The organism is Dyadobacter chenwenxiniae (genome assembly GCF_022869785.1).
Classification (GTDB): Bacteria; Bacteroidota; Bacteroidia; order Cytophagales; family Spirosomataceae; genus Dyadobacter; species Dyadobacter chenwenxiniae.
Window position 1 is genome coordinate 4640024 of record NZ_CP094997.1, and the last position, 19399, is coordinate 4659422.

Annotated in this window: 15 protein-coding genes; 3 read left to right on the top strand and 12 right to left on the bottom strand. The window is 43.9% G+C overall.

What is annotated here, in order from left to right:
* Window positions 1-60 precede the first annotated feature (60 nt).
* The gene (locus tag MUK70_RS19735; RefSeq protein ID WP_234654780.1) at window positions 61-723 is read right to left on the bottom strand and encodes a hypothetical protein; all 663 of its coding nucleotides are present in this window, start codon (window positions 721-723) and stop codon (window positions 61-63) included.
* An 84-nt stretch (window positions 724-807) separates the two neighbouring features.
* Window positions 808-1056, bottom strand: coding sequence for a hypothetical protein (locus tag MUK70_RS19740; RefSeq protein WP_234654782.1), 249 nt, complete (start codon window positions 1054-1056; stop codon window positions 808-810).
* 189 nt (window positions 1057-1245) lie between these two features.
* On the opposite strand from MUK70_RS19740, the gene MUK70_RS19745 reads away from it, so the two are divergent.
* Window positions 1246-1695, top strand: coding sequence for a helix-turn-helix domain-containing protein (locus tag MUK70_RS19745; RefSeq protein ID WP_234654784.1), 450 nt, complete (start codon window positions 1246-1248; stop codon window positions 1693-1695).
* Between the two features lie 44 nt (window positions 1696-1739).
* Here MUK70_RS19745 and MUK70_RS19750 read toward each other — a convergent pair whose 3' ends face one another.
* Window positions 1740-4757, bottom strand: coding sequence for a tetratricopeptide repeat protein (locus MUK70_RS19750; protein ID WP_234654786.1), 3018 nt, complete (start codon window positions 4755-4757; stop codon window positions 1740-1742).
* 267 nt (window positions 4758-5024) lie between these two features.
* Window positions 5025-5264 carry an FAD-dependent oxidoreductase gene (locus MUK70_RS30975; RefSeq protein WP_310590007.1) on the bottom strand — a complete coding sequence of 80 codons (240 nt, stop codon included), beginning with the start codon at window positions 5262-5264 and terminating at the stop codon, window positions 5025-5027.
* A gap of 282 nt (window positions 5265-5546) precedes the next feature.
* Between MUK70_RS30975 and MUK70_RS19760 the strand changes: the two genes are divergently transcribed.
* On the top strand, window positions 5547-6416 hold the full coding sequence (locus tag MUK70_RS19760) for a hypothetical protein (RefSeq protein ID WP_234654788.1): 870 nt from the start codon (window positions 5547-5549) through the stop codon (window positions 6414-6416).
* A gap of 72 nt (window positions 6417-6488) precedes the next feature.
* Window positions 6489-6620, top strand: coding sequence for a hypothetical protein (locus MUK70_RS30870; RefSeq protein ID WP_255716260.1), 132 nt, complete (start codon window positions 6489-6491; stop codon window positions 6618-6620).
* Window positions 6621-6800: 180 nt separating this feature from the next.
* Here the strand turns inward: MUK70_RS30870 and MUK70_RS19765 are convergent, their stop codons facing one another.
* The 8 genes from MUK70_RS19765 to sov form a co-directional block, all read right to left on the bottom strand.
* On the bottom strand, window positions 6801-7679 hold the full coding sequence (locus MUK70_RS19765; RefSeq protein ID WP_234654790.1) for an anti-sigma factor: 879 nt from the start codon (window positions 7677-7679) through the stop codon (window positions 6801-6803).
* A complete protein-coding gene (locus MUK70_RS19770; RefSeq protein ID WP_234654792.1) occupies window positions 7676-8221 on the bottom strand; it encodes an RNA polymerase sigma factor in 546 nt (181 codons plus the stop codon). Before MUK70_RS19770 ends, MUK70_RS19765 begins: the two co-directional genes overlap by 4 nt.
* A 253-nt stretch (window positions 8222-8474) precedes the next feature.
* A complete protein-coding gene (gene gldF, locus MUK70_RS19775) occupies window positions 8475-9203 on the bottom strand; it encodes a gliding motility-associated ABC transporter permease subunit GldF (protein ID WP_234654794.1) in 729 nt (242 codons plus the stop codon).
* A 35-nt stretch (window positions 9204-9238) separates the two neighbouring features.
* Entirely contained in the window at window positions 9239-9754 is a 516-nt protein-coding gene (locus tag MUK70_RS19780) for a DUF4199 domain-containing protein (protein ID WP_234654796.1), read from the bottom strand.
* A gap of 42 nt (window positions 9755-9796) precedes the next feature.
* Window positions 9797-10357: a DUF4199 domain-containing protein gene (locus MUK70_RS19785; RefSeq protein ID WP_234654798.1), complete on the bottom strand. Its 561-nt coding sequence runs from the start codon at window positions 10355-10357 to the stop codon at window positions 9797-9799.
* Window positions 10354-11637: a dihydroorotase gene (locus tag MUK70_RS19790; protein WP_234654800.1), complete on the bottom strand. Its 1284-nt coding sequence runs from the start codon at window positions 11635-11637 to the stop codon at window positions 10354-10356. The genes MUK70_RS19785 and MUK70_RS19790 overlap by 4 nt, the downstream gene beginning before the upstream one ends.
* Before the next feature lie 51 nt (window positions 11638-11688).
* Window positions 11689-12069 carry a glycine cleavage system protein GcvH gene (gcvH, locus tag MUK70_RS19795; RefSeq protein WP_234607735.1) on the bottom strand — a complete coding sequence of 127 codons (381 nt, stop codon included), beginning with the start codon at window positions 12067-12069 and terminating at the stop codon, window positions 11689-11691.
* Window positions 12070-12146: 77 nt separating this feature from the next.
* Window positions 12147-19313 carry a T9SS outer membrane translocon Sov/SprA gene (gene sov / locus MUK70_RS19800; RefSeq protein WP_234654802.1) on the bottom strand — a complete coding sequence of 2389 codons (7167 nt, stop codon included), beginning with the start codon at window positions 19311-19313 and terminating at the stop codon, window positions 12147-12149.
* Window positions 19314-19399: the final 86 nt, after the last annotated feature.

A 19399-nucleotide genomic window follows, 5' to 3' on the forward strand; every position in this document is an offset into this window, starting at 1 on the left:
CATTAAATTAATTAAACTTTCCTTTCGGTGGACTTGAATGAACGAATGGTTTTCTAGTAATCACTTCTTCACCCGAAACAACGCAAACGCCACCTTTCCGACAAAACCCCTACCCGAAATCTCACTCATCCCACCAACCCGTTTTGAAACACTCAAATCGTCCCGATATTCTGCTGAAATCGTTAACCGCGACCATTTGATTCCCAGCGATACTGATGCGACCGGAGCGACGCGTTGAAATCCGAAGACGTTTGAGTGAACAATTCTGCCATGGGTCTTTTCTTGCCGAACGGCAGACATAAAAACATTTGCGCCTACCTTCCCATCAACAAAAAGACTGATCTTCGATTGAGGGTTGAGATACCACCTTAACCCGGCGTCAATACTGCCTCGGTGATGCACTTCGCTTAAATAGTGCGCTGTTGTTTGATTATACATATGGAATAGCTGCGGATGCACTTTCTTTTGCGCATAACCCACCTGCCCCAGCACGGACCATCGCGGATTCAAAGATCTTTCAAAATAGAAACCTGCGCCCCAGGAACGATTTGAAGAAAAATCTATGATCGAACCCTCATAAGATCCTAGCGGCGCATCCTCCTTGTGATACCAATCCCGACCATACTCGCCTTGAATACCAAATTCCCATCGCGGAGCCTGCTGCTGCGCAAATGCCGAAAGACTAAATACAATGGATCCTAAAAGTAAAATTACTATTCTCATAACTTGTGTAGTTAGATGAATGGAGACGCTATACTCACTATTAACCAACAAGTTACTTAAATTTTTCTTCTTACAAATAAAAGGTCATTCCCCTTTCCGAATCCCCTCGACCTTCTCAAAAAATTCCAGCAACTCCTTAAACGAAAAATATGTGTTGCTCAAATTAGCCGAGCGGCCCATTTCGTTTTGAGCGAGCATGAAGCCGCTGAACATGGTCCAAAGTTCGCTGGTCCAACTTTCGGCGGTGCTGCTGCTCAGCAATGCGCCTACTTCACGACCATATGCGATCCATTTTGAGTCGGGCGACTCGCTAGTGTGTGTTTCTGTGTTCATTTTGCCTATTTTGAATGTGTGATCGGAACCCTGATGCAGTTTCCCTATTTGTCTGGCGGCAAAGCACGGATTCCTGGGAATCGTACTCAACACATCATGCTTGTATCTTACACCGAAATGCCTGTAAAATACTCGGAAACTTACCGATAGATTTATATAAATTGCCTTTTTAACAAACCACCTTCCCGCATGACACATACTACATCCAACCCCAAGATCCACGAAGGTCGCAACCTGAAACGCTTCCGCGAAATGCTCGGAATCAAGCAAGACGTCCTCGCCTTCGAGCTCGGCAGCGATTGGAACCAGCAAAAGGTTTCTTTACTGGAACAAAGAGAAAAGATCGATTCTGACATTCTGGAGCAGGTTTCGGCGATACTTAAAATACCGAGCGAGGCGATTAGGAATTTTGATGAAGATCAGGCCATTAATATTATTTCAAATACATTTCACGATCAGGCATATTTAGGAAATCCACATTCAACCTTCAATGTCAATCCAATTGCAGAAATCAGGAAATTGCACGAGGAGAAAATGGAGCTTTATGAGCGAATGTTGAAAGAGAAGGATGAGATGATGGGGCGGTTGGAGCGGTTGATTGGGGGGAATAATTTCAGCTCCAGTTATGACAACACTTAAATAAAAACTTCTCAGTAACGAAACTTTTTGTCATTATATCTTCTTCATAGTCGGCTTCGTTGAACCAGATTAATTTCTTTTTGGATATCATGAGCGATTGAATGATTTTCGCCTAAGACCCTATTGGACAGCGCCAAAGCGTCAAACAGAATTTTCAAAGACTCTCCTTTTTGGTTGGATCGAGAATAGGCTAGTCCTAAATTTTTCATTCGAGTTATATATGTATGGTGCTTCGTGCCAAAATAATCCTCCGCCGCTTTGAGCGACTTTTTAGATAATTCAATGGCCTCTTCGAAACGTTCCAATTTCTGATAGGAGAAAGATAGATTACTTTGAGTTACTGCGATGTGTGGATGTTCTGCTGGTAAAGTCTTTTGTAAAATACGCAATGAATTTTCTAAGAGTACTGCCGCTTTTGAATAATCTTGCATATCCTGGAGAACAGTTGCAATTTTACCAAAAGAAAGAGCTGCCTCTGCACTCTCGTCACCAAAAACATCTATTGCATCACGAGAGGCTGACTCAAACAATTCTATTGCTTCATGTGATCGCCCTTGACTTTTATAAACGACAGCTAAGTTCGATTTGAATATCATGAGAGCTTTATTGCTCTCGTTAGAATTTTGCAAAGTCTCGTCTAAAACCTGTATTGATAAATTCTCAGCTTTATCAAAAATCTCCAAATTTTTATAGATCAACGCAAGGGTATTTTTATATTTTAGTATACTGAGATGTCCCTTGGGCAGATTGTTCACTGCCTCTTCCACAGAACTTTCCATAAATTTTCTGGCATCTTCAAATCTACCCATGTCTTTATAGATTGCTGAAAGATTATTTTTTAAGGCATGTATATCGTCTTGAAATCCTAATCCTTCCGTGGTGCTTAGAGTATCAACTAAAAATTCTCCAAATGGAACAAACCCCCAAGCATCTTTCGGCACAGTATGGAAATCATAATTCAGAGAAACTGTAAAAAACTGCACGAATGGCTCTGCATCTTCCCAAGTAATCTTCTCTTGATAGGAAATCATTTGATGCATCATCTTATGCATTTCAATAGATTGGCCAGACACCTTGATCCATCCTTTAACGTCAAGCGAATGAATCGCTTCATGAAAAGTTCGTAAATCTTCTGGCGACAAGCGCTGAAAAGCGACGCCCAATTGATTATTAATGTCATAGATCCCAGGGGGAAGAAGAGTCAGACGTCTCAATAATTGTAACTCTGGCTGCGACAAGTTAGAAACATTGAAAACTGCAAGCAGATTTTCAAATACTTCAGTCTCCTCGCTATGCTCAGTTACAATCTTCCTTTGAAAATGAGGGTCATCCAATTGCTTACTTCGGATTTTAGTTAAGAGATCCTCAACAGATGTAGTTCCATAATGTGCTTGTAAAGTTTTTGCAAGCAATTCTACTGTTAAGGTGTGAAAATCGACTTCTTCAAGCAACTCGATAACCTTCTCTCGACTACATGGGGATTTATAACTTTGAAAAAACAATTCCAATGATGCTTTAAGGGTAATCTTGTTCAATTCGAAAACATCATAGCCCGACGGTTTTCGTTTGGACGTCAATAAAACTTTCCAGCTTGGAGGGTTTGGTAATTCCGCACGAATTGCATGTTGATCAACTTCATTACCTACATTATCAATAACAAGCAGATTATATCCATCCAAATTTTTTATCGCATTCATCAACCGTGAAAACTTAGCATTTTCAGTTTCATGCTCAACGATGAATGGAAGTTTCAGGTTGTCGAAAAGCAACAAATTTTGCAAAAACGCTTGCTTTAAATTGATGGAATTGTCATGTTTCGAATCTAATCCTGCTTTCGCTATACCAATCCAAATAATATGGTCAAATCTATTTCGATTTTTGTTAACTAACCGTTTAGCCAAAGTAGTTTTCCCTATTCCACCAAGGCCATTCATGAGGACCACTTTGGAACTTCTTTCTAGTAACGCTGTCAAATTTGAAAGATCTTCATCCCTACCAAAAAATTCGCCGTAGTCTATTGGTATTAAAGTTAACTCTTTCGGAATTACCGCGGATTTTAGAATAGAATTTTCGCAGCTAATGAATGCTTCGTCCCCAGCAATAGGCGTACGTAAGGCCAAGGATACAGGTTCAGTAACTCTCCATTCTCGACTAGGTGACCCGGTTTCATATATCAATGATCGATAAACCAAATTATCCCCATCAAACATGAAAATTCGAGCATTGTTATTGTACTCCCCGCCTGAATATGTAGCTCCTCCTTTTGAATGATACATTCCTTCCGCAATCCTATCCAAGCCACGCGCCTCTCCATGTTCATGTCCCGTTATCAAGAGGTGACCTCTATGTGCAATGTAATCTTTTGTGTTCAACTTGTTTTCGAAGCCATGAGTTTCTTCTGGATTTAGCCATTCGAAAGGATGATGCATCATTACAACTGTTGGTAAGGCGTCTTTCTCACCTACAACCTCAGGAAATTGGCCATTTGCTTCTAAATAATTTAAAAGTTTTTGACCTATCCAAAGATTCTCTTTGTCATTATCATCTTTGCAGAACCAGGAAGAATTGAGTGTCACGAACCTTATACCATCTACAACTCTTTCACCCCAAAGAGTCGAGTCTTCGCTGTTAACCTTATAAGGGAAAATCCCTGAGGTCTGACAAAACATAGAAAAGTTTTGAAACACGTCGTGCATTTCAAAACTTAAAGGTATTTTTAGAAGGTCTTGTGCATCTTTAAGTCTTTTCGGAGTAGTAAGTAATCCAGTCTTTGCCCGCTCAACATCATGATTTCCTGAACACACTAAAACGCGGTCATATCCAATACCGACAATCTTGAGTAGCTTGTCTAACCATTGCTTTGCTTCGATATAGTCTGATTCAATGCCCTTCCATCCGATATCACCAGATAAGCAAACAATGCTTGGACGCCAGTCAACATCAAGCTTAGAGATAGCTTTGATTAATCCATTTAAACATAGTTTTCGCTCCGCCAATCTGTTCACATCATTTCCATCCCAACCGAAGTGCAAATCGGTTAGGTGTAAAATTACTTTTCTCATTTATGCCAAGAGTTTTTAGTCCTATCGATTAGGCAAATATTTCAACATTAACTTATACGAAGATAGAATGAATGCCGCTTTGTTATTGATTTTGACATCAGATAAACGCCTATAAATCTACTAATCTTCACCACTCACCACCCCAACTCAACCCCCTCCCCCCGCAAAAACCCCTGAAACCCAACCAACAACTCCTCCCGCTCCCGTACAACTCGCGGCGCAACACCATTCTCCCCAGTGAACTTCACCAACAACCCCACAGCCTCCCTAATCCTCCATTAACCGGATGTAAAGGTCACAACCATTAGTAATGTGCGTGGTACCAATGTTCTTGTTAGCAGGAAGCAGGTTTTCTATGCGTATGGGGATGAGCGCGCCGAGCGGAATCTGAAATGGCAGTGATGCGAAATCAATGTAGTTATCTCCGGCGCTGCTGGGATGCAGGTCGAAATGGTCGATGCTGACGTCTAAGCTGTCGTAATTTGACGGCTCCAATTTGCTCCCCATGCTAGCAAATGCAGTTACGCGATTGCCGGATTCGCATATTCTGTTTGATAGTAAAAGGTTTTATTCACTGTCAATGTTCTCATCTTTAAATATAGAACTATTACTGTTTATCAATGGCGGGCAATTTTAACTAAACCTATATCATATGAGATATAGTTGTTTTCCGCGTAAGTGCACTAACCGTTAGTTTCACAACCTCAACCGAACACTCATTTTCTACTCAAACCAAAATCATTTGTCATAGTATTACAGCGTTAAAAATTCCATTTAAACGTAATATCTATGAACAAACTATTTAAAAACATCACATTCATGTCCGCTATGACTTGCGGGTCGTTTATGATTTCTTGTCAGCAGCAAGAACTCAGTACATTGGTTCAACCGGCAGCTAATGATAATGAAATTGTTCAGGCTCCCCCAGTGATGATCCCTGAATTGAAGCTCTCGAACTTTGGTAAAGATTCACTGATTTATGATGCCAACGGTCGACTAAAAAGGGTCTTAAATATTGTCGGATACCTCACCCTCCGCACAGAGTATGAATATGCAACCAACTCCGTCGTGGCGAAATATTATGAAAATGACCAAATAGAAGTGACAAAACAGTGGACGTTGGAGAACGGCCGGGCTGTGAAGCTTGTCAGAAAATATTTTCATGCCCCCACCGTATCAGGCGTATCCACTATGAATGTGGATTATCATTACAATAATCTGAATCAGCTAGCCACATTGAATACACACGACGGATACAAAAGCACTATAACCCTGTCATATGACAATTTGGGTAACGTGGCAAAAGTCTTATTTGTTAACAATACCGATCAGGGTGATAAGTTTGAGAATCTGGTAAAGTTTGATTACACAGAATATGTTGGCGGCCCGACAGAACCGGCAAAGGGCACTATAAACAATTTGCACGTATTTGGTCCACATGCATTGGATTGGATTGGAGACCCTTACTTGCCCATTTTTGGGAAGTTTGGTAAAAATCTTGTAAAAAAAGTAATTCCCACCAATTCAACACAACCGTGCAGCTACGCTTACGTTCTGGACGATAAGGGTTATGTTAAAGAGAAAAACGACCTGTCAAAGAAGGGAGTTATTGAATCTACCGAGCAAGTAAAATATTTCAATCCTGTAAGTAATCGCTGATAATACTGAATAGTCAGTCGTTTTAGCCATGGGGAAAATCTTTTGAAGAAATCAGTTTTTATAAGTAATCTCATGACTTACAAATATGCTTACAGCTTTGACGCAAATGGCTATGTTAAGGAATTGAAATCGCTTGAAAAGAAGGGAGCACTTGCAGACAGCAAGCAATTGATGTTCATTATTCCAACAAAAAGCCGCTTTTGAAAAAATACTAATTGATAGTTGGAGCTTTGCATGGGGTGGAGAATTGAATTTCTCCATCCCTGTTTTTGTTTAACCTCACCCACTACACGCATTAACCCACAAAAAAAGATTCTCCACTTAGCCTGTCCGGCGTCGTGAAGAATCTGAACCTTGTTATATCTTCTCAGTTGAAAGCTACCCTTACACCACTTTCCCCATCACATACATTTCTTCCATCGTCGGGGTTGGGTTACCACCTTCTTTTTCAAGCGTTATCGCGAAAGCAACTGCACCTGGTTTTGTATTTTTCATTTTTAAAACTCTTCCTGAAAACTCGTTATCGATCGTTCCCATATCAACCGGCTTGTTATCCACAATGCTCCAAAGCTGATATTGCTTACCAGCGGGCGGTTTCGGCAAGTTTTGGATATCCAGTAAAACCTGGTTCGTCGCTGTGTGCCAGAATGCGGAAACCGAACTTTGCGGGGACTTTTCCAGTCCGGCCAAATGCACCGTTTTATATTCAGGATTGCGGTAAAGACTGGCAAGGGACTGGGCGTAACCAAATTCCTTTTCCATTGTTCCGACCTTGGAAGCCATTTCTTCATTATCCTGCTTCAATTTAGACATCTGCGTGGCCGACCAGCCAGCAAATATGGCTAGCAAGACAGATGCAGCAATGGCAAGTTTAGCCCAAAAAGGCGTCACCTCCCTGGTTTCGGCAGTATTAAACACATTGTCGATAACCCTGGGTTCATCTTGCGCCACAGGACGTATCGTGCTGATAACGGGCGTTGGTTCGTTTGCTTCGGCTTTCGTCTCATCAATGTTCGTATCTTCTGTTTCCTGAGCGGAATCGAAATTCATTTTGGCAAAAAGCGACTCTTTCAATGATGCAGGAGGTGGTGTCTGATGTTTCAGTGCATATTCTTCCAATGCGCTCTCAGTCCGTAGCAGCTCTTCTTTTATCTCGGGATAAATATGAGACATGCACTCCACTTCCTGTTTTTCCTGAGGAGAAACAGTGCCCAATACATATTCCTCTAATATACCGGACTCTATGTAGGCTTGGATATTCATACTGCAAAGTATTGTTTTAACTCTTGTAATGCTGTTCGGATCCTCGATTTGACCGTCCCCAACGGGATACCCAGCTCCTCAGATATTTCCTCATGCGTATAGCCTTGAAAATAAGCCATATCAATCAGGATCTTTCTTTCGGGCCTGAGCATGTTCACAATTGCTTTCATCTCCGAACTTGATGTCAGTGAATCTTCATATACGTCCCTTTCGTTCAGGACTGCCTTGTTCTCAATATCATCCATCGCTGGCTTTCTTCCCTCCACCCGCGCGGCGTCTATCGCACCATTCCGTGCAATATTCATAATCCATGTGAACAGCCTTCCTTTTTCCGGATTATAAGAAGCTATATTTTTCCAGATTTTCAAGAAAGACTCTTGCAACACATCCGCGGCCCTCTCTTCGTCCCTCAATGTCTTTGAAATGATATTAAACAAAGCTCCCGAGTAATGGTCGTACAGGAATTCAAATGCTGTTCGCTCGTTTCGCTTCAGAGCCAACACCAATTCCTCTTCCGAGTATTTTAACTTACTAGTCGCCAAGAGTTGCTTAACATTTAATTGTATGTTACTAGATGGCAATCTAACGAATTTTCGGAAGAACCGGTCACGGCTATTATAAATTATTGCGTCCGGGTTCCAACCGTCAAAAACTCTGGTTAGCTGCGGTAATGAGGGTTTCCCCAAGTGGGGATAAAATGTATTCATCATAGTGTGTTTTTTCTTCATATACGATCAACACACCTGAATGGATCATTAATTAATAACTCTTATTCAAGATGTTAGAACCAAGTCATCACTTGCGTATCTTTTCGATTCGCCAATACGCAAGAAAGAGAAAAAGGGCCATCAGGCTAAGCAGGTAGATTATATTGCGTGAATCAACGAGCCCCTTTCCCAGTGCCAGATATTGCTGATCCAAGGCAGCCCAGTTCAAAAGCTCGGCAACGGGTCCGACACCTGCAAGCTGTGCCAGCGCTCCAAAACCGATATACCATATAAATGCAAGAAAAACGCACACTATAAACGCAACGATCTGATTGTCGGTCAGTGACGAAGTCCAGATGCCCATGGAAACAATCACCCCGCAAAAAAGCAACAACCCGATGTAAGAGCCGAATACGGCGGCCGAATCCACATTACCCTCGGGGTTACCCAATTTATAGATACTGTAATAATAGATAAGTGTAGGCAAAAGCGTGAGCGCAACCAAAACCCAGTTCGCAAAAAACTTCCCTAAAACCAGCTCGCTGTTTTGCAATGGTTTTGTAAGCAGCAGTTCCAGTGTTCCGTTTCGGGCTTCCTCTGCTATGGAACGCATGGTGATAGCCGGGATCAAAAAAAGCAGGACATAGGGTGCCAATTGGAAAAACGAACCCAAATCGGCATAACCGTAATCGAGTATATTGGAATCCGGAAAAACCCACACGATCAGGCCAACTGCTGTCAGAAAAGCGGCCATAACAATGTAGGCGATCAGGGAATTAAAAAAGCTCCCTATTTCCTTTTGAAAGATTGCAAACACATGAAGAGATTTTAAACTAAAACTGCCTGTAAGGCTTATTCAAAAACGGGCTTCTCGCGCCGAATGATTGCTGCCACGATCAATGAGATAATCAGACCTGTAAGAACATAGCCAAATACGCCAATCGCAAACACAATCCCGGGCGACATAAATTTTTGTGAAAGCTCCATAGCCTGGTCAATCTGCGAATCGTCCATGCCTTTCCGCTCCATATCCTCGCGCACTTTGTCCATGCCCTGTGTCAATAATGTGTTATCGATGAACTGCATATAAAACATGGTAAATGCAGAACTCAACAAACCCATCACTGCAGAAGCCAGCGTTCCCAATCCCAAACCTTCGCCATAGGACATGTAACCATTGTTCTTTTCGCGAAACGCTTTCATCGCCAAAATGATAGCCACAATCATGAAAGCAAACGATAATGAAGACAATATCTTGTTCTGCGACAGCCCTGCAAGATTGATGACCGTCGTATAGATCATAATCACTACAGACGCCAGCACACCGTATTTTAGTGCAACCCGGGCAGTTGAGGCTTGTTCTTCCATTTCAAAGGTTGTTTAGGTAAGGCAAATACTTCGTAGTCAAATTTAAGATTTATTATGAAACACTCCGTAGTCCTGTTTTCTGAAAATGAGCGAAATGACCAGGATCGGAATGATCGCCATCACGGTTTTTTTGCTTACCTCATCCATGATGATCTCTGAGCGCTGCATGTTTCCAACCCCATTATACATTTTGGCAAATTCGGCTTCTCCAATGTTCTTCACCAGTTCAGCTTTGCCTTCCAGCATTAATGCTTTCATCTCAGCGATATAATCGGTAAAAACAGACGGATCGGCATAGGTCACAAAAAAGTAAATAAGCCACCCCGCTATCAGCGCCCCAAACGTATTGACCACATAACCGATCGTTAATGCTTCCCATAAATGCAGAAATCCATTGCCCACATATTTCCGAAAATACCAGCAAGCGCCTGCGATCAGGATAATGTGTATACCAAAATCAAGGATCTTGTTGTTTCCCAATGGCACGATGTCCATAAAGTAAAGTCCCAGAAAGAAAAGAAACACTAGCACCCCGGTGATCAATCCAAATATCAGGGAGACTTTTAAAAGGGGTTTGTTAAAATATGCGATAATTGATTTCATAAATACCATTCCTGTTTTCCGTTATTGACAACGCCTCTCACTTTTCCACGCAGCTCTTGTCCCAGAAATGGTGTATTTTTTGATTTCGAAAAGCTCTTATTAAATGTCCAGTCTGTGTCCTTTTCAAAGAAAGTAAGGTTTGCTAATGCGCCCTCTTCCAAAGCAGGATCTTGTAATCTTAATATGCGCCGCGGGCCGGATGTGAACTTCTCAATAATATCCTCCAAACCAAGTCCACTGTGCATTAGTGCCAGCGAAAAAGCCGTTTCCAGGCCAGTCATACCAAAATCGGCGTGATCGAATTCCAGGTTTTTGCTTTCCTCATCGTGCGGGTTATGGTCTGATACAATGGCGTCAATCGTTCCATCGGCAAGCGCCTCCTTAATGGCATTCACATCGTCCGCAGAACGGAACGGCGGGTTCACTTTCAGGTTCGTATCAAAATCGATGAGGTCGCTGTCTGTAAACGCAAGCTGATGTGCCGCAATGTCACAGGAAACAGGTAAACCATTCTTTTTCGCTTCCCTGATCAGTTCCACGGCCCTTTTGGTTGAGATTAAGGAGACGTGCAATGCAGGAGAATCTGCTTTGTACATGCTCTTTTCGAGCGCATATTCCAGTAATTTCAAATCCCGGTTCAGCATCATTTCTTCGGCCAGGGAAGGAATCCCTTTCATGCCGATCAAAGTGCTCGTTAAACCTTCATGCATTTGCCCATAAAGCGTCAGTTGCCTGTCTTCCGGACGGTTCATCAGCAGCGCATTGAGCGGTTGCAGATATAATATTGTTTTTAAAAATAAATCTGCATTCTGCACAGGATGCTCGCCATCCGTAAATGCGATGGCGCCTGCTTCGTGCAGATCAATCATTTCCGTAAAATCAACGCCTTCTGCTTTTCGCGTCACCGCTGCCGCCACGTGCAGCTTAACCAGGCCGCCTGACCCCGACTGGCGAATGTAGTTCAATGTATCCTTGCTATGTACAACCGGCTCGGTGTTGGGCAGCAGCACAATTTCCGTAAAACCTCCATGAGCCGCTGCGGCCCTTACGGAAGTCAGATCTTCTTTATGCTCAAAACCGGGATCGCGTGAGGCCACACGCATATCAACCCACCCGACAGACATACACAATCCGTTGCCTTCTTTCACCTCCGCGCCTTCCGCGTCCAGGTTATCGCCTATTAATTTAATGTTTTTGCCTTCAATCAGAACATCCTTGATCTGGCCGTTGAACGGAGATTTTTTGTCTATGATCTGAACTGAGCGGATTAATAATTTCATATTTATAATACAAATCAAAAAAAAAGCTCCAAACGGAGCTTCAACCTAATATCAGGCACCTATAAACTTTTCATATTCTTCTGCGGACATTAAACCACTCTGATCATCGGGATCAGACAAACTGATTTTTACCATCCAGCCACGTCCGTAAGGATCTGTATTAACCAGTTCGGGCTCGCCGTCCAGTTCTTCGTTCACTTCCAGCACAGTTCCGGCAACAGGGATAAATAAATCAGAAACCGTCTTAACAGCCTCAACTGATCCAAAAACCTCTCCTTTTCCAAGTGCATCTCCCACCGTATTGATATCGACGTACACAATGTCCCCCAATTCATTCTGCGCATGGTCCGTAATGCCAATGGTCGCTATATCGCCATCAATGCGAATCCATTCGTGATCCTCTGTGTACTTAAGTTCTGACGGGAAATTCATGGTTTGATCAGGTAAGTTGTAAACATCTTTAGTGACGCAAATTACAGGATGTCGGCCGTATTTTCCAAATCAAAAAGTTATTCCGCCAAATTGAATTTCAACTGCACCCCGCCGGACGTGCTGGCCCGGTAAAAGGAATTGGAAACCAATGGATCATTAAATGTCCTGTCGAAGTAAAACTGCACGCTCAAACGGTTGTTTACCATGTAATTAACCGTCGGGCGGAGCTGGAAGTTGATATTACCCGCAATAGGGATATTTTCACCGTCAAACTTCCGCTGGATCGACCTTGTGTCGCGGAATGTCATGCCCAGCTGCATGGTCATGTCATTTTTCAACTTTCTCTTCACTCCGTTGATTTTAAACGGAATGGCTACATTGTTTTTGGTAAAACCAATGTTTACCGTCACGTCCTGGTTAAACAGCTCCGCCATTTGTGAATTGGACAAATTCAGTGCAACAGTCCGGTCGCGGTTATACTCGATCCGCGCGGTTACCCTGCTCTGCGTCCGGAATTCCACCCCAACTAGCGGTTGAAATTTCTCAGACAATGTGATCGTGCTCATGGAGAACACCGGAATGTATTGGCCCAATTCGTTCAAGCGAGAAGACAACGGATATCCCGTAACAGACAAATTCACATAAAGCGCTTCATAATCCAATGAAGATGTAAAGTTCCCAACGCTATACTGCGACATGTATTTGTGCCTCAATGTAAATGAGCTGAAAAAGCGCTTAAAGCCAGCCAGCTGAGAAAGACCATTATAACTCAAATCCCAGTTGGGCATCGGGAATTTCAGGAACGGGTTTGTCCGAACGGTCGCAGGATCTTTGCCCGTGTAAGCCGCAAAGAATGATGAGATTAAGACGTCCTGGGAAGTCTCATTATATTCTCCTCCGCTTTCATTCTCTGCATTCAAACGATCCCTTAATATCGCACGGTAAGCCCTGAATTTATCAAAAACAGGTGAGGAGTTATCGCGTTTCATTTTAGCAAAAGCGGTCCGGAAAGACATGAATGACATACTGAACTGCCCATTACGCAACGGACTTTGCGATACAAACTCTCCTGATGCATCCGGCCTGTAAAATTCCTGGTAAGCATCCTGTCGTGTAAGTCGAGCCTCAATGATCAACCTGAAATCCTTAAACGGTTCTAATGTGGTGTTGGCAGAAAAATTCTTCGCTATCGTTTGTTGGAACGGCATATTTTGCTGCTCACTTTTGGTGATCCAACCTTTTTCAGCCGCCTTAATCTGGAAATTTCTGTCCTGTTGTCCCAAGACAAACGGTAGTCCGGGTGCATTGGTGTTATCAATTCCAAAATATTTCGGAGCACGCAGGTAACCCGGAAGCGCCGTAGTTTCCTGAATCGAATAGCTCACATTAATCCCGCGAACGGTCATTAAAACGCGTGTTACACTTTTGAGAATGTCCGTCGTCCGCATATCAATTTCCTCAATATCACCTGGGCTTCTTGCAAAATTCTTGCGTCCTGCGGAAGGCGTGTTCGCAAATTTGAGATATCTTAATTTGTTATAAAGCAGTACAAAATCCACCTTACCCGTCACCCCGCGCTCTCTGCTGTTGCGGATAATGTCGCCGAACGGCAAGCCTAACGTGTCTTTTAAACCAAAAGCATTGGCCTGATATTGATAGGCAATAGAATGTTTGTAATCGGCCGTCATCCAGTCCACCAGCGGGATTTTATCGAGCGGTAAGCGGTAAGTAAGGTCAATTTTCTGGTCAAAATTCTTCATCCGGCCCAGCTTTTTGAAATTGGTCCAGAGCGAATCTTTTTTCTCGGCGGAGTTAATGTCGCCCATCGGCTCATCAATGATTGAATTGGCCGTTGAGTTGTAGCTCAATGTCATATTCCGCGTCAGGTTCCAGCTCAGGTCATAATAACGGTTGAACCAGAAATATTTTTCATACAAAGGCTGAATCCCGTCTGTCGTCAGGTCCGCATTGCGCAGCTGCGTTTTGAGAAACCTGCGGTCAACATCCGTACGAACGGACACCATATTGGGCAGCAGTGTCAGGTTTACATCCTTGATAATATCGGCCCAGCGACTGGTCGCCTTCCAGTTTTTGAATGGCTCCATCGGCTTCGGCTGACTGCTGTACACGTAAGATATGCCGCCCCGGTAGTTGCGTTGGGCATATTCCTGTGTAAGAATATTCCTCCGCTTATCGTCACTGAATGCATAAGTAAAGGAGAAGTTTTCAAAATCATAAAAATGATTTCTTGCCCCTGGCTTGGTCTTAATCTTCCTGACATTTGAAAAGTTAATCCCTCGTTTCACGGCATTTTCCTCCACCATACGCCGGTAACCATCACGTTCTTCGTCCGATTGCAAATTCCCGAGTGACGTTTCCAGCGGCGTGTCCGGGTCTAGCGGATTAAAATGCGGCTTCACGTTCCTTCTGTCGTAGCTCAGGAATAGCGGAATACTGAATCCCCAGTTTGCCGGTAAAAGTTTATCCAATGCAATGTTTGTCGAAACGCCATATTCCGTCGTAAAATTCCGCGAACGCTCGCCGATGCGCTGCTGTACGCTACCGAAACCGAATGTTTCAAGCCTTCCGGAAGCGGTTAATGTTGCGAAATCCGCCAGTTTCGCATTCAACTGGGCGATAGCCGCAATTCCGCCGGTGTCGTCAAAGCCTTCCACGTGCATTTCATCCACCCAGATACAGAAGCTTTTTGCCTGCTCGTCCTCCGATTTCGGGTTTCTCATTCCAATCATCATCACCCGCACGGAGCTTAAATCGGGGTTACCCACAACAGTTAATTTGTATCGGCCATCCGCCGTCGTGATCGTGTAAGGGACACTCAGATTTCTGTCTGTCTGGCGGTTGCGTTGCGCTTTGGCTTCGATCAAATCCGCCAATGCAATGTTCAGCTCGTTTTCTTCCGGCCAAATGTCCCTGTCAACCAACTGACCAGGCAATGTTGCACGCAGGGTGGAAAGATCTATTTCGTAATAATTTTGGGTAAGGTCTGTTCCAATTCGCATGAAAGCGCCCACCATCCGATCTTCGCTCCGCTCGTTTTGCATGTGAATGTACATCCGAAGTCTTTTGCGGAACAACAGGTCCAGGTTTACATTTTTAAAAACAGCCCTTGAATCACCATCGCGCAGGTCGGTAACACACATGCTCATGGACTGCTCGTTCAGCAAAAGCGGAGGACGCTGCGTGTTGTCCTGATCGCGTTTCCATCCTGGCGGAATCTGGTAAATATATTTGTTCGTGCTGGTCTTATCTTCGGTGCCGTTCTCTTCGATACTAACCGTTCCGACCGTGAATTTTGCATCATATGGCTCAGGAACTTCCTGCAAACCAGGTGCATCCAGGTTGGACGTGTATTTTCTGTATTGCTGCCCCACCATTTGCAACTGAGCAAAACGAAGCACAACCGGTTGCTGAAAGTCAGTCAGATACATCCGCATAAAACGGATCGATTTGAAGCCGTTCATATTGCCTACAACCCCGGAAAATTCCTTGATCGGAACGCGGAAAAGATACCAGCTTTGCCCGTCTGCCGTGTTAACCGTTTTATCGACAATGTAACCGTTGCCCACTGCCAGCTGATTGGGTTTCAAGTCCAGTTCGTATTCATAATACGATTCGTTGTCGTTGATCGTGTTATCCACGTTCATATCCTCGCCATCGGGCACATTGGTCGAAGCGGGCGTTACATCAGCATTTCGGCCCTGGCTTTCCGGAGAGTTATTCTCCATGCCAATGTAATTTTTGTAACGTTCAAGGACTTTCTGGTCGGCACTATCCAGACTTGCTCCAAGAAAAAATTGAAAATCATCCCCGGAAGGGTCACTCAAAATCCGCTCTCTTGCTGCCGGAGTCAGGTTAGCAGGAAGGCGATCAATAAATCTTTTGAAGAAAGTGCGCTCTTCATCATTACTCAATCCATCCAAACCAACATCCTGCCGCTGCCGCGCACCGGATTCGTTACTGAATGCATTGATTAGATATTGCGACTTTGTGGCATAACCCCAGGCAGTAGAATCAACATTGACACCAACCCGTTTTGGAACGATAGGAAGCCCATTCTCGAAATTGTAGCGCTCGTCCGGAATAACATCTTCGGAAATGTCGCCCAGATTGAAAACCAGCTTTCCGCCCGTTGTATTAGGTTTTTCTTCGGTTCCGTCCCTAACCGCGCCTAATTTGGGGTCATTGATAAAAGGATCGAGCATCCAGAATTCGATGCTTTCAATGTTGGCATTGTCAAAGTCGTTATCCGAAGTGATCGCCCTGCTGATCGCACCGAAATTTTGTCTTGGATTTTTCAGACGGCCGTCAGGCGCCAGATCCACATTATAGTTGTACATTCCGCGTTCGCTGGGGTAATAAGCGATATCGAGAACATTTTGCGGATATGAAACGAGCCCGGCAATGGCGCGTCTCGGGAAAATTTCATTAGGCAGATAAAGTCTTTCGTAATAATTTTTACGATCTTCATCAGTAAAATTAGCTGGCGGATCATATCCGCCCCCTCCAAGGCCTTGCGCACCACCGAAAATATTATCCACTGTATAAGCAGATATTTTCGCACGCTTGTAAGCGTAATCCAATGTCTTGCCATCCGTTCCCTGCCTGAATTTCGGCGGAACACCTGCTAACCGCCATTTTTGAGGTTGGCGCGAAAGGTCATAAATGGTTCTTGTCGCTTCAAAATCGTCCACCAATGAGCGGTTATTAACGTCCTTTGAAACGCCGGGAAGTAGTTTTGCAAACTCCCCTTTAAACTGAATGGTCGACATTTCCTTGGTTTGAAGCAAAGGCAATGCGTCCAGCCATTTGGTCAGGAAAGGAACGTCTTTTCTGAAATTGATATCAAAGCCCAGCATTGTGTTGTTAACCGGCTCATTTCCAATGGAAACCCTTGTTAAAAACCCAGCAGGACGTTCTCTGTATTTCATAATCGTCGCTCCTATGCTCATATCACGACTCACGACGTAATCCAATCGGGTCCCGAGCAGCGAACGGATCTGGTTCTGGAACATATCCGGCCGTTCGTACTCGATAACGATCTCCCTACCAGAGTTCATCACGCTGCTATTAAGTATCCGGACGCGCCCGATCTGCGCCTCCACGATGTAATCCGATCCCGGTGAAAGCGGCACACCGCCGGAAGTGACGGTCACAGATGTTTCCAAAACACCGAATGGCAGCTGAACTTCCGCCCCGCCGCTGGATTGATAAGAACCCTTTATGAAAAACTTGTTGCGCTCGGAAATCTGCTGCGCATCGATCATGGTTGTGGAATAGAGCTCCTGGAACACATATTTATTCCGAAACTGCTCTTCTCCGGCACCAAATTTTCGAGAAAGATTACTTCCAAAGGGTTCAAGAACGGGGAAAATAATGCGACCGGACTTGCTGTCGACCGTTATTCCATCCACAAAATCGAAATTTCCGTCGGGTTGGAGGTCATTCACAGGATTCAATCTATCCAAGCCCATCAGCCGGATTAAGGGAATATTTGCAATGCTGCTTTCCTGCAAATTCGGGTTGTCAATCCCGGTCTGATCATCTTTATATATGATCCGCAATTGGAAGCCTTGCTTATCCATCTGACTGGTTCCCAATGAATAGACGTTTTTCATCATCAGGTTCCACATCGGAAGTTTTATGTTATTCCGTATAGTCGATGATTTTAGCAATTTCAATGCAATCACCTCATTATCCCTGCGCGCCTGATAATCTTCTGTCAGCTCACCAACCTTAAAAGATCTGCCATTCAATGTGTATTCGTATGAAACGGCTAGCACTTCGTCATTCCGCAGCGCATTGGTCAAAGAAATATAACCGAGCTGTGGGTGGAAAGTATAATCACGGTCGGCGATCAGCCTTTTTGCACCGCGCAGTAATTCGTAATCGACTGTTCTCTCTAGTCCAAGGCTGGTAATGGCACTATTCGTATTATCCACCTGACGGAAAGACTCGTTCGATGTCAACGATTTGTATAATCCATTGGCTGCATTATCAGCAGGCGAAGTGGAGCGAATGGGTTGTAAGCTCGGGTTCGCAGACTTGTAGGGTGCAGGCTCCCCCAAATCGGCGAAACCCACAACATTTCTGAGAGATTCTGTTGTGGTTGTGCGGTTTGTCACATATACCTCCATACGCGTAACCGTCACACCTGAGGTGATCGTAGGCGTATTTTGTAACGACTTTTCGTAAATGTTCCTGAAATACTGAGATATGAAGAAATTCCGGTTTTCGTCGTAAGTATCAGCCCGGAGCTCGAAATCCCTGCTTTGCGCGCCGCCTCTCAGAACAATCCTTTCTTTGCTTGATTTTTGCTGGGAAGCAACAAATGTGGCGCTTAATCTACCAAACTGGAAGTCGGTTTTCAAACCAAACAAATTCTGAACACCGGGAATCAATTGGCTGTTAATAGCCCAGTTAATGTTCCCCGCCTCAATTTTCCGAATGAAACTCTCTTCCGGATTTTTATAATTTAATTTGATTGCATTTTCAAAATTGAAGTTGGCTTTTGTATCAAAGTTGGTCTGAAATCCAAGCTGGTCTCCTAGCCGTGCGTCGAAATTAATGCTGATCTGTTCGTTAAAAATGAATTGCGTGTTCCTTCTCTGCCGGATCGGGATAGCAGGGTTATCCAAGAACTGGTGCATCAGACCCAGGTCCAGCGATACAAAACCGGTGGGTTTGAAATTGATGAAATCATCTCCCAGCAGCTTAGAAAGGCCGGGCGGAATGTCCAGTTTGGGCAAAAGTCCACGTGATCCCATCGCACTCTTCCCATCCTGCCGACCTGCATATTCACGAAGCAAACTTTTGAATGCACGGTCTTCCTGAATTTTATCATAGGTTGAAAGATCCATCCGTTCCGGGGCCCGGTAATTGAAGGCCCCGTCCGGGGTTTGAATGCTTTCGGAAACGGCAACTTTACCTGTACTATCCAGCTGAATGGAAACATTGGCCGGATCACGAAGGTAAAATGGAGAGCGAGGCCTCGGTTCAGCAACACGGTTGGAATAAAAATCTTTCCATCGCATAATAAGCTGACTACCGGACCTGTCTATTTTCTTTTTTGAAGTATCTTCTCTTACAGTATCGGCAATGAGTGCCCACTCCTGCGCCTGCCCGGAATAAGGTTCGTTCATATCAACGGATACGCTGGCTAACAGAACAGCGCCTGTTGATATGGTTATTGCCTTAAAAAGAAAGGAGTAAATCGTTGATGACAAGGTATTATACTTATTTAGAGAAGGTTGCAGCTACAATCAAATCCATCAAAACGACTTTACTATCGTAATTTTTTTTACCAAATATC